The sequence below is a fragment of the Cupriavidus phytohabitans genome, from assembly GCF_000426345.1.
Lineage (GTDB): Bacteria > Pseudomonadota > Gammaproteobacteria > Burkholderiales > Burkholderiaceae > Cupriavidus.
In genome coordinates this window covers 41,247-54,934 of record NZ_AUFE01000023.1, presented here as the reverse complement: position 1 = coordinate 54,934, position 13,688 = coordinate 41,247, and the positions used below count along the sequence as shown (strand labels likewise).

Below are 13,688 nucleotides of genomic sequence, written 5' to 3'. Positions count from 1 at the left end.
CCTCAAAGGTCGATGCCCCGCAGATGGGGGCGGGGGGCGGGCATTTCCAGCACCCCTTGTGGCGTACTGTACGTCGGATGTGCGCCGGATGTACGCCGAACGCGCGGGCGCGTCAGCCCGCGGCGCGTTCCGCCGCTTCCAGCGTGTTGACCAGCAGCATGGTGATGGTCATCGGGCCGACGCCGCCCGGCACCGGCGTGACGTAGCCCGCCACCTCGCGCACGCCGGCGAAGTCAACGTCGCCGCACAGCTTGCCGTTGTCGTCGCGGTTCATGCCCACGTCGATCACGACGGCGCCCGGCTTGACCATGTCGGCGGTAATCAGGTTGCGCTTGCCGACCGCGGCGACGATCACGTCGGCCTCGCGGGTGTGGGCGCCGATATCGCGCGTCTTGCTGTTGCAGATGGTGACAGTGGCGCCGGCCTGGAGCAGCAGCATCGCCATCGGCTTGCCGACGATGTTGGAGGCGCCGACCACCACGGCACGCGCGCCGCGCAGCGGGTACTGGATCGACTCCAGCATCTTCATGCAGCCGTAAGGCGTGCACGGGCGGAACAGCGGGGCGCCGGTCATCAGCGCGCCGGCATTGGCAACGTGGAAGCCGTCGACGTCCTTTTCCGGGGCGATCGCTTCCAGCACCTTGTGGCTGTCGATGTGCTTGGGCAGCGGCAGCTGCACCAGGATGCCGTGGATGCTCGGGTCCTGGTTGAGCGCGTCGATGCGGGCCAGCAATTCCGCCTCGGACAGGTCGGCCGGGTAACGGTCCAGCGAGGAGTGGAAGCCGTTGTCCTGGCAGGCCTTGACCTTGTTGCGCACGTAGACCTGGCTGGCCGGATCCTCGCCGACCAGGATCACGGCCAGGCCGGGGCGGTGACCGCGCTCGGTCAGGCTGGCGGCGCGCTGGGCGGCTTCGGAGCGGATTTGTTTGGCAAGGGCGTTGCCGTCGATCAGTTGGGCAGACATGGAGGAAAAGACCGGTTTGGGCGGGTTTGTGCGAATTTGAACGGATCCGGCAGATTGCTTTGGCCGCGGGTGGCGTGCGCCCGTCATGCGGGCATGCGGATCAAAGGCGAATTATAAAGGGTCGGTGCGGGCTGGCGCGCGCAGCTTGATCGGATGCAAGGCTGGTACGGGTGCAGGGCTGGTAGCATCGGATGTATGCACACCGCGCTCCCGTCCCTGCTGTCAGACCCGCTGCTGGTCGTCGTGTCCCTCACCGGACTGCTGTGGGCGCTGGCACGCCGCCCGTGGCAATTGCTGCGGCGCAATTCGCTGCAGCACGCCTGGCTGGGGGCGATGGTGCTGGTGGCGCTGCTGTGGACGGTACGCGCCACGCTGGTCGGCGGGCTGGTGATCCAGTTGCTGGGCGCCACGCTGATGGTGACGTTGTTCGGGCTGCCGCTGGCGCTGCTGTCGCTGTTCGTGGTGGACCTAGTGTCGCTGTTCGGGCTCGAATACCTGGCCGGGCACAGCTGGGCGCTGTTCGACTGGCCCTCGCTGTGGGTGCGCTATACCTGGCTGGCGCTGGTGCCGGCACTGATCTCGGCCGGCCTGCAGGCGCTGCTGCGGCGCTGGCTGCCGCGTCATCCGTTCGTCTTTATCCTGGGGCACGGCTATTTCACCGCGGGAGTGGCGGCGCTGGGCGCCAGCGCGGCGCAGGCGGCGTGGCGGCACGTGATGGCGCCGGGACTGCCGTTCACCGTGGCCGATACGCTGACGGCAACGGTGATCCTGGCGTTTGGCGAGGCGTTCCTGACCGGCATGCTGGTGGCCATCTTTGTGGTCTACCGGCCGCAATGGGTGGTCACCTTCCGGGACGAGGAATACCTGAAGAACTAGGCAGAAAGCGGGCGCTTGCGCGCGCCCGGGAGGCGGGCGGCCACATGACAGGGCCAGCGCATGGTGCTGACGGGCCCCGGCGGCGTCAGCTGTTGCGCGACAGCGCCAGGCGCAGCAGGTCTGCCACCGTGTTGACGTTGAGCTTTTCCATGATGTTGGCGCGGTGCGCCTCCACTGTCTTGATGGAAATGCCCAGGTCATCGGCGATCTGCTTGTTCAGGCGGCCAGCCACGATGCGCTCCAGCACCTGCTGCTCGCGCGTGGTCAGCTTGCCCAGCAAATCCTTGGCGGCGCGCTGCTCGCGTGCGGCGGAATGGTCGGTGCGGGCCTTCTGCAGCATGCGCTCGACCAGCGCGCGCAGCTCGGATTCGTCGAACGGCTTCTCGATGAAATCGATGGCACCGCGCTTCATGGTCGATACCGCCATCGGCACGTCGCCGTGGCCGGTGATGAAGACGATCGGGATATTGATATTCTCGGCGATCATCCGCTCCTGCAGTTCCGGGCCGCTCATGCCGGGCATGCGCACATCGAGGATCAGGCAGGACACCTGGCTGGCGTCGTAGGCGGCGAGGAACTGCTCGGCGCTGGTAAAGCTGCGTACCTGGTAGCCATTGCCCTCCAGCAACCAGGTCAGCGAGTCGCGCATGGCTTCATCGTCGTCGACGATGAACACGGTCTCGCCGCGGTGGGGCGTGGGGTTTGGCGTTGCGGTCATGTAGTCTCCTCGGGACAACAATTCATTGCTGCGAAGTGTAACCGCCCCGGGGCCTCTGTGGCGAGACAGGGCCCCCACATGCGCAGGGAGTCTGGCGCCGGCCTGCCGGGGATGTCCGGAACGATTCGGACAGCGGTGGAATGCGGGGTTATTGCTCAGCCATCACGGGATGCAGCGGCAGCATGATCTTGAAGGTGCAGCCAATGCCGTCGACATTGTTCTCCACCCACAGCCGGCCCTGGTGCGACTCGATGATCGAGCGGCAGATATTCAGCCCCATGCCCATGCCGTCGGACTTGGTACTGAAGAAGGGCTCGAACAGGCGCTCCTTGGTGGCTTCGTCGACGCCCGGACCCTGGTCGATGACGTCGATATGGATGTTGTCGCCGATCTCGCCCGGCTCCACGCGCGCATGCAGGCGCACCACGCCGCCGGCGCGCAACGCCGGCAGGCCGGCCATGGCTTCGACCGCGTTCTTGAGCAGGTTCACCAGCACCTGCTCGATCAGTACCGGGTCGACATAGATTGCCACCGGCGGCGCCGGCAGCCGGGTCAGGATGGTGACGCGGCGCCGGGTCGCCTCCAGGTCGGCCAGGCCCACGGCATCGGCGACGATATCGTGCAGCGCCGCTTCGCGCCGCTGCGGCTGGCTGCGTTTCACAAAGCCGCGGATGCGGCTGATGATGGTGCCCGCGCGCACGGCCTGCGCGGAAGTTTTCTCGAGTACCGGGATCAGGTCCTCCGGCGTGCTGCGGCCCGAACGCAGCCGTGCCACCGCGCCCATGCAGTAGTTGTTGATCGCCGCCAGCGGCTGGTTCAGCTCGTGCGCCAGCGACGACGCCATCTCGCCCATGGTGGTCAGGCGGCTGGTGAACTGCAGGCGTTCTTCATGCTGGCGCGCCATTTCCTCGGCGGCCTTGCGCACGGTGATGTCGGTGGCGATCTGCATCTGCGCCAGGTGACCGTCGACCCACTGGATATAGCGGCGGCGCACTTCAAACCATTTCTGCATGTCGGGCACGAACACCTCGCGCGCGTCCGACGCGTAGGGCATCAACTCGGAAGCGGGCAGGCCGGCGTAGGCGTCGACGTAATCGGTGTTGTCGCTCGAGACCTGTTCCTTGTCGAGATCGTCGCCGGCGAGCTTGAGGTGGCCCTCGGCCTCCCAGCCGAACAGCTGGCGGTAATAGCGGTTGGCGAACAGCAGCTCGGCCTTGTCGGTGGCGAGCACCGACACCGCGGCGTCCAGGCTCTCCAGCACCGTGGTGAAGCGGTCATGCGCGGCGGCCAGTTCCTCGCGCGCGCGCTTGGGCTCGGTGATGTCCGTCATCGAGCTCATCCAGCCGGTATGGCGGCCGCGGCTGTCGACCAGCGGCGACACGTACATGCGCGCGTAGAAGCTGCTGCCGTCGCGGCGCATCGTGCGCATCTCGTAGCCGCCGGCGGGCGACTTGCCCTGCAGCGTCAGGTCGATCTGCTTCTGCATCTCCTGCTGGTCGTTCGGCGGCCAGTAGGGGAAGGGCGGCAGGCGGCCGACCAGGTCGTTCTCCTGCCAGCCGGTCATGCGGCAGAAGGCCGGATTGACATAGGTGATGCGGCCGTTCAGGTCGAGCGCGCGCAGGCCGATCAGCATCGAGTTTTCCATCGCGCGCCGGAACGAGGTCTCGGCCAGCAGCGCGCGCTGCGCCTCGGAGCGGCGGCTGGTATGGCGCCACATGCTCCACAGGCTCCACAGCAGGAAGCAGGAAAGGCCCACCACCAGCCACAGCAGCATGTTGTTGGGCAGGTTCGACGGCGGCGGGTAGGCGTCGGCGCGCAGCGACAGCGAGTGGCCGGGCGGGTCCAGCAGCACTTCGTACGACAGCGCGTTGCCGGGCACGGGCCGCAGCGAGGTGCTGGCGCGGGTCTGGTTGTTCTTGTCGATCAGCGAGAAGCGGTAGCGCTCGGTCAGCTCCGGCGGCAGCAGGTGCGTGAGGATGCCGTTGATCGAGTACAGCGCGCCGAGCGTGCCGAGGAACTCGTTGTCGCGCACGATCGGCACCTGCATCAGCATGAAGCTGTCGCCGCGGTCGTTGACCAGCGGGCGCGAGTAGACCACGCGCTGGGTCTCGCGCGCGGCATCGAAGGTGTCCAGCACTTCCGGCTCGAGCGGCTGGTCCTGGTTCTCGCGCAGGCGCACCGCGAATTCGGACGTCGACGGCAGCGACCAGCGGCCGCGCTTGGTGGCGTCGAGCCAGTTGACAAAGACGATCTCCGGGTTCTCGCGCAGGATTTCCTGGGCGGCGGTGCGGTAAGCGCCTTGCTCCAGCTGCGCGGCGGCGATGTCGCGCGCCAGCGAGGCCAGCTGGTCCTGGTTGCTGAGCAGCGACAGGCGCACGCGCTGCTGCGCCCAGGCGGCGTCGCGGTACAGCGCATCACGCTGCTGCTGGCGCTCGGTCTCGTGCAGCGACCACAGGATCACGCCCATCGCCACCGTGAACAGCACGATCGCGACCAGCGGGATGAACATGAACCAGCTGGTGGCGACAAGGTTGCGCCAGCGCAGCCACCACAGGCCGCGCGGGGCCGCCACCGGCGCGCCGTCGTCCGGGCCGAGCGTGTCGATCGGACCAAGCCCGGCGGCCGCGGAAGGGGTGTGGCCGGTATCGCCTCCGGCGGCCTTGGCTGTGCCCGAGGCATCGGGCGAAAGCATGGCTGCACGCAGGCGGGAAAGGAAGCGATCGAGGAACGGCATGGGAGGTATTGACGGCTGACCGTTCAGTGTACCGAGATTATTGCAGTGCGTCGCTTGGGGAAAGCGCCAATGAAATCCCCGTCGGCGCTGTCCGCGCGGGCGCCCTTGCGTCTGGCGCCATGCGGGTCGGGGCATGGCTCTTGATGCGCTGCGGTATTATTTCGCATTGTAAAAAACGATATCGCAATTTGAAAATTTCACTTGTGTTGCCCCATAGGCTTCCATAGAATCGGTTCGACCCAAGAATGCGGGCGGTAGCCATGCGCCTGCCGTGCGGAGGAACCGGAACAGGTACCCCGGCGGCGGCCCGATGCAAGGCGCGGCAGCGCCGAACCCGCAACGGTGCGAGTCAACCCGTAGAGCCCCCAGAGCCGGCGCCGGAAGCGCAGGCACGGAAGCACGAATTCACCCAGGAGACAGTCATGTCCGCCGTACCAGAGCAGATTCTCGGCGCATCCAGCGCCAACGACGCCGATCCCCAGGAAACCCATGAATGGCTGGATGCCTTGCAGGGCGTCCTCGCAGCCGAGGGACCGGCGCGCGCCGCGTTCCTGATCGACAAGCAGATCGAGTACGCACGCGTGAACGGCGTGACCCAGCCGTTCCACGCCGAGACGCAGTACATCAACACCATCCCGGTGGAGCAGCAGGCCCGCATCCCCGGCGACCAGGACATCGAGCACCGCATCCGCTCGTACACCCGCTGGAACGCCATGGCGATGGTGCTGCGCGCCAACAAGCACACCAACGTCGGCGGCCATATCTCCTCGTTTGCCTCGGCGGCCACGCTGTATGACGTCGGCTACAACCATTTCTGGCGCGCCCCCTCGGAACAGAGCGGCGGCGACCTGGTCTTCGTGCAGGGCCACTCGGCACCGGGCGTGTACTCGCGCGCCTTCCTGCTGGGCCGCCTGACCCAGGACCAGCTCGACAATTTCCGCCAGGAAGTGGACGGCAAGGGCATCTCGTCATACCCGCACCCGTGGCTGATGCCGGACTTCTGGCAGTTCCCGACCGTGTCGATGGGGCTGGGCCCGATCATGGCCATCTACCAGGCCCGTTTCATGAAGTACCTGGACAGCCGCGGCCTGGCCAAGGCCGGCGATCGCAAGGTCTGGGCCTTCCTGGGCGACGGCGAGACCGACGAGCCGGAATCGCTGGGTGCGATCGGCATGGCTGGCCGCGAGAAGCTCGACAACCTGGTCTTCGTCATCAACTGCAACCTGCAGCGCCTGGATGGCCCGGTGCGCGGCAACGGCAAGATCATCCAGGAACTGGAATCCGAGTTCCGCGGTGCCGGCTGGAACGTGATCAAGGTGGTGTGGGGCAGCAAGTGGGATTCGCTGCTGGCGCGCGACACCAAGGGCCTGCTGATGAAACGCATGATGGACTGCGTGGACGGCGAGTACCAGACCATGAAGGCCAAGGACGGCGCCTACGTCCGCGAGCACTTCTTCAACACGCCTGAGCTGAAGGCGATGGTCGCCGACTGGTCCGACGAGGACATCTGGCGCCTGAACCGCGGCGGCCACGACCCGCACAAGATCTACGCCGCCTACAAGGCCGCGAGCGAGCACAAGGGCCAGCCGACGCTGATCCTGGCCAAGACCATCAAGGGCTATGGCATGGGCGATGCCGGCCAGGCCATGAACGTGGCCCACCAGCAGAAGAAGATGCCGGTGGACGCGATCCGCAAGTTCCGCGACCAGTTCAATATTCCCGTGCCCGACGACAAGCTCGACGAGGTGCCGTACCTGACCTTCGAAGAAGGCTCGAAGGAACTGGAATACATGCGCCAGGCGCGCATGAACCTGGGCGGCTACCTGCCGGCCCGCCGCCAGAAGGCCGAAGCGCTGCAGATCCCGCAGCTGTCCGCGTTCGACGCGCTGCTGAAAGCCACCGGCGAAGGCCGCGAAGTGTCCACCACCATGGCCTTCGTGCGGATCCTGAACACGCTGCTCAAGGACAAGCAGATCGGCAAGCACGTGGTGCCCATCGTGCCGGACGAATCGCGCACCTTCGGCATGGAAGGCCTGTTCCGCCAGGTCGGCATCTGGAACCAGGAAGGCCAGAAGTACGTGCCGGAAGACCATGACCAGCTGATGTTCTACAAGGAATCGCAGACTGGCCAGGTGCTGCAGGAAGGCATCAACGAAGCCGGCGCCATGTGCGACTGGATCGCCGCCGCCACGTCGTACTCGACGCACGGCGTGCAGATGATCCCGTTCTACATCTACTACTCGATGTTCGGCATCCAGCGTATCGGCGACCTGTGCTGGGCCGCTGCCGACATGCGCTCGCGTGGCTTCCTGCTGGGCGGCACCGCCGGCCGCACCACGCTGAACGGCGAAGGCCTGCAGCACGAAGACGGCCACTCGCACGTGTTCCACGCCGCGATCCCGAACTGCATCTCGTACGACCCGACCTACCAGTACGAACTGGCGGTGATCATGCAGGACGGCCTGCGCCGCATGTACGCCGAGCAGGAAGACGTCTACTACTACCTGACGGTGATGAACGAGAACTACGAGCATCCGGAAATGCCGGCTGGCGTAGAGAAGGACATCGTCAAGGGCATGTACCAGTTCCGCAAGGGCGTCGAGAACAGCAACGCGCCGCGCGTGCAGTTGCTAGGCTCGGGTACGATCTTCCGCGAGGTGGTCGCCGCCGCCGAACTGCTGAAGAAGGACTGGGGCGTCGAGTCCGACCTGTGGAGCTGCCCGAGCTTCACCGAGCTGGCCCGCGAAGGCCAGGCTGCCGAGCGCTTCAACCTGCTGCACCCGGCCGAAGCCCAGCGCGAAGCCTTTGTCACGCAGAAGCTGAAGTCAGCCCGCGGCCCGGTGATCGCCTCGACCGACTACGTGCGCGCCTTCGCCGAGCAGATCCGTCCGTTCGTGCCGCGCCGCTACGTGGTGCTGGGCACCGACGGCTTCGGCCGCTCGGATACCCGCGAGAAGCTGCGCCACTTCTTTGAAGTGGACCGCCACTGGGTCACGCTGGCCGCGCTCAAGGCGCTGGCCGACGAGGGCGCCATCAGCCGTGACAAGGTGGCCGAGGCCATCAAGAAGTACAACCTCGACCCGAGCAAGCCCAACCCGATGTCGGTCTGATCCGGCAGCCTGCACCCACCCCCGCAGTACGGCGACGCCGTGCCGCGGGCGCCCCGGCAAACCGCCGGCTGGCGCCTTGCGGCATGGCGGCGTGACAGAAGCGGGCGGCGAAGGTAATCTCGCCGCTTGCGGATGTCGCGCGCGCCGGCCTGCCCAGGAGACACTGTATGAGTCAAGCAATTGAAATCAAGGTGCCGGATATCGGCGACTATGACGCCGTCCCCGTCATCGAAGTGCATGTGAAACCCGGCGACAGCATCAACGCGGAAGACGCGCTGGTGACGCTGGAGTCGGACAAGGCCACCATGGACGTGCCCTCGCCGCAGGCCGGCGTGGTCAAGGACGTCCGCATCAAGGTGGGCGACAACGTGTCCGAAGGCTCGGTGCTGGTGATGCTGGAAGCGGCCAACGAGGCCTCTGCAGCACCGCCTGCCACGGCCGCAGCGCCGGCTCCGGCGCCGGCTGCCGCAGCACCCGCGCCCGCGCCCGCTCCCGCGCCGGCAGCAGCTCCCGCGGCAGCCCCAGCCGCGAGCGGTGGCGGCACCATCGAAGTCAAGGTGCCTGATATCGGCGACTACGACGCTGTGCCGGTCATCGAAGTCCACGTCAAGCCGGGCGACACCATCAGCGCGGAAGACGCGCTGGTGACGCTGGAGTCCGACAAGGCCACCATGGACGTGCCCTCGCCGCAGGGCGGCGTGGTCAAGGAAGTCAAGGTCAAGGTTGGCGACAACGTGTCCGAGGGTACGCTGCTGCTGATCCTGGAAGGCGCTGGCGCGGCCGCAGCACCGGCTCCGGCTGCCGCGGCGGCTCCGGCACCGGCGGCTGCCAGCGCGCCCGCCCCGGCACCGGTTGCAGCTCCGGCTCCGGCAGCAGCGGCTGCCGTCGCACCGGCCGTCGCTGGCGTAAGCGGCAAGACCGCCCATGCCAGCCCCTCGGTGCGCAAGTTCGCGCGCGAGCTGGGCGTCGACGTGTCGCGCGTGGCCGGCACCGGTCCCAAGGGCCGCATCACCCAGCAGGACGTGCAGAACTACGTCAAGGGCGTGATGACCGGCCAGGCCGCCGCGCCGGCCCAGGCTGCCGCGGCTGGCGGCGGCGGTGGCGAGCTCGGCCTGCTGCCGTGGCCGAAGGTCGATTTCACCCGCTTCGGCGAGGTGGAAAGCAAGGCCCTGTCGCGCATCAAGAAGATTTCCGGCGCCAACCTGCACCGCAACTGGGTCATGATCCCGCACGTCACCAACCATGACGAAGCGGACATCACCGAGCTGGAAGCCTTCCGCGTGCAGCTGAACAAGGAAAACGAAAAGTCCGGCATCAAGGTGACCATGCTGGCCTTCATGATCAAGGCCACGGTCGCGGCGCTGAAGAAGTTCCCGAACTTCAATGCGTCGCTCGACGGTGACAACCTGGTGCTGAAAAAGTACTTCAACATCGGGTTCGCCGCCGACACCCCGAACGGCCTGGTCGTGCCGGTGATCAAGGACGCCGACAAGAAGGGCGTGCTGGAGATCAGCCAGGAAATGAGCGAGCTGGCCAAGCTGGCGCGCGACGGCAAGCTCAAGCCGGACCAGATGCAGGGCGGCTGCTTCTCGATCTCGTCGCTGGGCGGCCTGGGCGGCACGTACTTCACGCCCATCATCAATGCGCCGGAAGTGGCCATCATGGGCGTGTGCAAGTCGTTCCAGAAGCCGGTGTGGGACGGCAAGCAGTTTGCGCCGCGCCTGACGCTGCCGCTGTCGCTGTCGTGGGACCATCGCGTCATCGACGGCGCCGAGGCCGCGCGCTTCAACACGTACTTCGCGCAACTGCTGGCGGACTTCCGCCGTATCCTGCTCTAACTCGGCAGCGCGCACCGGCATTGCCGGTGTGCGCCCAAGCCGGACGATAGGAGCGAGCCATGACTACCTGTGTTGTCGTCAAGAAGGGCGCCGAGGTGGCGATCGCGGCGGACGCGCTGGTCACCTTCGGCGATACGCGGCTGTCGCGCGCGTATGAGCGCAACCAGAAGGTCTTTCCGGTCGGCGACGGCTTTATCGCGCTGGCCGGGACGACCGCGCACTTCCCGGTCATGCGCACGCTGCTGGCTGGCCTGGGTGAGGAGTGCAGGCTGGGCTCGCGCGACGACGTGTTCCGCACCTTCCTGAAGGTGCATGAGAAGCTGAAGACGGACTACTTCGTCAACACCAAGGAAGACGAGGACGATCCCTACGAGTCGTCGCAGATCGTCTGCCTGATCGCCAATCCGGCGGGCATCTTCGGCGTCTACTCGTATCGCGAGGTGTTTTCGTTCGACCGCTTCTGGGGCATCGGCTCGGGCCGCAACTACGCGCTGGGCGCAATGCACGCGGTGTATGACCGGCCGGACCTGGATGCGGGCGAGATCGCGCGCATCGGCGTCGATGCGGGCGTGGAGTTCGACAAGAGTTCATCGGGGCCGATCGAGGTCCATACGGTCCAGCTGCACGAAGCAGACAATGGCGCAGCCCCGGGGGCGGATGCGGCAACCAACAACGACGGCGCGCCCTGAAGCCGAGAGGCGGGCGCGTATTGAGGAGCAAATATGAGTGTGATCGAAGTCAAGGTGCCGGATATCGGCGATTTCGACGCGGTGGAAGTGATCGAGGTACTGGTCAAGGCCGGCGATACGGTCGAGCTGGAGCAGTCCCTGATCGTGCTGGAGTCCGACAAGGCGAGCATGGACGTGCCGTCGTCGGCAGCAGGCAAGGTGGTGGAGGTCAAGGTCAAGGTGGGCGACAAGGTCGGCCAGGGCGCGGTGATCTGCACCGTGGAGGCCCAGGCAGCCGCCGCTGCACCGGCGCCCGCTCAAGCTCCGGCTCCGGCCCCTGCGCCGGCCGCCGCGGCACCGGCCGCGGCAACGCATGGCGGCGGTGCCGACATCCAGTGCGACATGCTGGTGCTGGGCGCTGGCCCTGGCGGCTACTCGGCCGCCTTCCGTGCTGCCGACCTGGGCATGAACACGGTGCTGGTGGAACGCTACAGCACGCTTGGCGGCGTCTGCCTGAACGTGGGCTGCATCCCCTCCAAGGCGCTGCTGCACAACGCCGCCGTGATCGACGAAGCCAAGGCGCTGGCCGCCCACGGCATCCTGTTCGGCGAAGCCAAGATCGACCTCGACGGCCTGCGCCACTACAAGAACCAGGTAGTCGGCAAGCTGACCGGCGGCCTGGCCGGCATGGCCAAGGCGCGCAAGGTGCAGGTGGTGCGCGGCATCGGCAACTTCCTCGATCCGCACCACATGGAAGTCGAGCTGACCGAGGGCGAGGGCAAGCGCAGCACTGGCAAGAAGACCGTGATCCGCTTCGAGAAGGCCATCATTGCCGCCGGCAGCCAGCCGGTGAAGCTGCCGTTCATTCCGGAAGACCCGCGCATCGTCGACTCGACCGGCGCGCTCGAACTGCCGGAAGTGCCCAACAAGATGCTGGTCATCGGCGGTGGCATCATCGGTCTGGAAATGGCCACGGTGTACAGCACGCTGGGCGCCGAGATCGATGTCGTCGAAATGCTGCCGGGCCTGATGGGCGGTGCCGACCGCGATTTGGTCAAGGTCTGGGAAAAGAAGAACAAGGACCGCTTCGGCAAGGTCATGCTGAATACCAAGACCGTCGGGGTGGAAGCCAAGCCGGATGGCATCTACGTCAAGTTCGAGGGCGAGCAGGCGCCGTCCGAGGCGCAGCGCTACGACCTGGTGCTGGTGTCGGTGGGCCGCGCGCCCAACGGCAAGCGCATCGCCGCCGAGAAGGCGGGCGTGGCCGTGACCGACCGCGGCTTTATCAACGTCGACAAGCAGATGCGCACCAACGTGCCGCATATCTTCGCGATCGGCGACGTCGTGGGCCAGCCGATGCTGGCGCACAAGGCGGTGCATGAAGCCCACGTGGCCGCGGAAGCCGCGCATGGCGAGAAGGCATTCTTCGATGCCAAGCAGATCCCGTCGGTGGCCTTTACCGATCCGGAAGTGGCCTGGGCCGGCCTGACCGAAGACGAGTGCAAGGCGCAGGGCATCAAGTACAGCAAGGGTGTGTTCCCGTGGGCCGCTTCGGGCCGCGCCATTGCCAACGGCCGCGACGAGGGCTTTACCAAGCTGATCTTCGACGAGGAAACGCATCGCGTGATCGGCGGCGGTATCGTCGGTATGCATGCCGGCGACCTGATCAGCGAAGTGTGCCTGGCGATCGAGATGGGCGCGGATGCGGTGGATATCGGCAAGACCATCCACCCGCACCCGACGCTGGGCGAATCGATCGGCATGGCGGCGGAGATCTACGAAGGCACGTGTACCGACGTGCCGCCGCCGCGCAAGCGCTGAGCGTTCCCGACGGAAACGCAGAACCCGCCTTCGGGCGGGTTCTTTTTTGCCCTGTTAATGCAATTAACCGCCAGAAGTCAAACCCACCAACGGATGGAGCCAGCGGGGCGGGGCCTTATACAAGCGGGAAGGAAGAACGAAACGGGCAAAAAAAAAGCCCGGCCTCTGCAGGCCAGGCTTTAACGATACCTTTGGACAAGGAGACCGCGGTACCGAGGAGACATCGGCAGACTAGGCAGTGCCGCTATCCTCGGTCGGGACACCACCATCATCGTTGGCAAAACGCACCGGCAAGATGCCGTATCAATGCGCTTTGCCAACGGACCGGCCGGAGCCGGTCCATCGTCAAGGCAAACAGCTATCAGGCAACCGTAGCCTTCTTCGCCGTGGCCGTACGGGCCGTGGCGCTGGCTTGCTGGGCAGCCTTGGTGGCGGCGGAAGCAGCGGCCTGGAAGTTGGTTTCAGCGATTTCCACGGCTTGCTTGGTCGCCTTCTGCACCGACTCGTAGGCGTTGTTGGCAGCCGAGATCGCCGACTTCACGATGGCCACGGTCGATTCCGAACCGGCCGGGGCGTTCTTGGCGAAGTTCTCGACCAGCGCCTGCACGTTCTTCGAGCCTTCGGCCAGTTGGGCCTCGGCCACCTTGGTGAACTCGCTCTGGGTTTCCGAAGCGATTTCGTACAGGTGACGGGTGTAAGCCAGGGTCTTCTCGGCGACCGGCTGCACGGCTGCGGCCTGCAGGGCCAGCAGTTCCTGTGCGTCCTTGGCCGACAGGGCCTTCTTGGCATTTTCCACGTTTTCGGCCAACGTGGTCTTCACGACCTGCAGGTTCAGTTCGACAAGCTTTTCGACGCCTTCAAATGCCTTGGTAGTCAGGCCGAACAGCGTTTCCAGGTTTGCTTTTTGCGCTGCTGCGACTTGTTCCGGGGTCAGGATCATTGCTGGTCTCCAGTGGTGA

Annotated in this window: 9 protein-coding genes; 5 read left to right on the top strand and 4 right to left on the bottom strand. The window is 66.1% G+C overall.

Translation table 11 applies throughout. The features are described from left to right. Nucleotides 1-112: 112 nt before the first annotated feature. Nucleotides 113-964, bottom strand: a complete 852-nt coding sequence (folD, locus tag K309_RS0117915; protein WP_029047709.1) for a bifunctional methylenetetrahydrofolate dehydrogenase/methenyltetrahydrofolate cyclohydrolase FolD — start codon at nt 962-964, stop codon at nt 113-115. Between the two features lie 195 nt (nt 965-1,159). Here folD and K309_RS0117910 point away from each other — a divergent pair, with 195 nt between their 5' ends. Beyond that, the gene (locus K309_RS0117910) at nt 1,160-1,840 is read left to right on the top strand and encodes a hypothetical protein (protein WP_029047708.1); all 681 of its coding nucleotides are present in this window, start codon (nt 1,160-1,162) and stop codon (nt 1,838-1,840) included. 85 nt (nt 1,841-1,925) lie between these two features. On the opposite strand, the gene K309_RS0117905 is transcribed toward K309_RS0117910, so the two are convergent. Together K309_RS0117905 and K309_RS0117900 are read right to left on the bottom strand one after the other, a co-directional pair. Further along, on the bottom strand, nt 1,926-2,558 hold the full coding sequence (locus tag K309_RS0117905; protein ID WP_029047707.1) for a response regulator transcription factor: 633 nt from the start codon (nt 2,556-2,558) through the stop codon (nt 1,926-1,928). Nucleotides 2,559-2,706: 148 nt separating this feature from the next. Further along, nucleotides 2,707-5,292 (bottom strand): PAS domain-containing sensor histidine kinase, encoded by a 2,586-nt coding sequence (locus tag K309_RS0117900; protein WP_029047706.1) that lies wholly within the window; start codon nt 5,290-5,292, stop codon nt 2,707-2,709. 422 nt (nt 5,293-5,714) lie between these two features. Between K309_RS0117900 and aceE the strand changes: the two genes are divergently transcribed. The 4 genes from aceE to lpdA all read left to right on the top strand — a co-directional run bounded on the left by aceE (nt 5,715) and on the right by lpdA (nt 12,729). Next, entirely contained in the window at nt 5,715-8,402 is a 2,688-nt protein-coding gene (gene aceE / locus K309_RS0117895) for a pyruvate dehydrogenase (acetyl-transferring), homodimeric type (RefSeq protein WP_029047705.1), read from the top strand. A 167-nt stretch (nt 8,403-8,569) separates the two neighbouring features. Further along, nucleotides 8,570-10,240 (top strand): dihydrolipoyllysine-residue acetyltransferase, encoded by a 1,671-nt coding sequence (gene aceF, locus K309_RS0117890; protein ID WP_029047704.1) that lies wholly within the window; start codon nt 8,570-8,572, stop codon nt 10,238-10,240. Nucleotides 10,241-10,299: 59 nt separating this feature from the next. Continuing rightward, the gene (locus K309_RS0117885; RefSeq protein WP_029047703.1) at nt 10,300-10,929 is read left to right on the top strand and encodes an Ntn hydrolase family protein; all 630 of its coding nucleotides are present in this window, start codon (nt 10,300-10,302) and stop codon (nt 10,927-10,929) included. Between the two features lie 33 nt (nt 10,930-10,962). Further along, the gene (gene lpdA / locus K309_RS0117880; RefSeq protein ID WP_029047702.1) at nt 10,963-12,729 is read left to right on the top strand and encodes a dihydrolipoyl dehydrogenase; all 1,767 of its coding nucleotides are present in this window, start codon (nt 10,963-10,965) and stop codon (nt 12,727-12,729) included. Nucleotides 12,730-13,090: 361 nt separating this feature from the next. Here lpdA and phaP1 read toward each other — a convergent pair whose 3' ends face one another. Beyond that, nucleotides 13,091-13,669, bottom strand: coding sequence for a TIGR01841 family phasin PhaP1 (phaP1, locus tag K309_RS0117875; RefSeq protein ID WP_029047701.1), 579 nt, complete (start codon nt 13,667-13,669; stop codon nt 13,091-13,093). Nucleotides 13,670-13,688 lie beyond the last annotated feature (19 nt).

What these genes read in the sequence shown, in the direction of transcription:
- aceF (WP_029047704.1), top strand. Translation starts at nt 8,570, where the DNA reads ATGAGTCAAGCAATTGAAATCAAGGTGCCGGATATCGGCGACTATGAC.
- aceE (WP_029047705.1), top strand. Translation starts at nt 5,715, where the DNA reads ATGTCCGCCGTACCAGAGCAGATTCTCGGCGCATCCAGCGCCAACGAC.
- lpdA (WP_029047702.1), top strand. Translation starts at nt 10,963, where the DNA reads ATGAGTGTGATCGAAGTCAAGGTGCCGGATATCGGCGATTTCGACGCG.
- K309_RS0117905 (WP_029047707.1), bottom strand. Translation starts at nt 2,558, where the DNA reads ATGACCGCAACGCCAAACCCCACGCCCCACCGCGGCGAGACCGTGTTC.
- K309_RS0117885 (WP_029047703.1), top strand. Translation starts at nt 10,300, where the DNA reads ATGACTACCTGTGTTGTCGTCAAGAAGGGCGCCGAGGTGGCGATCGCG.
- K309_RS0117900 (WP_029047706.1), bottom strand. Translation starts at nt 5,292, where the DNA reads ATGCCGTTCCTCGATCGCTTCCTTTCCCGCCTGCGTGCAGCCATGCTT.
- K309_RS0117910 (WP_029047708.1), top strand. Translation starts at nt 1,160, where the DNA reads ATGCACACCGCGCTCCCGTCCCTGCTGTCAGACCCGCTGCTGGTCGTC.
- folD (WP_029047709.1), bottom strand. Translation starts at nt 964, where the DNA reads ATGTCTGCCCAACTGATCGACGGCAACGCCCTTGCCAAACAAATCCGC.
- phaP1 (WP_029047701.1), bottom strand. Translation starts at nt 13,669, where the DNA reads ATGATCCTGACCCCGGAACAAGTCGCAGCAGCGCAAAAAGCAAACCTG.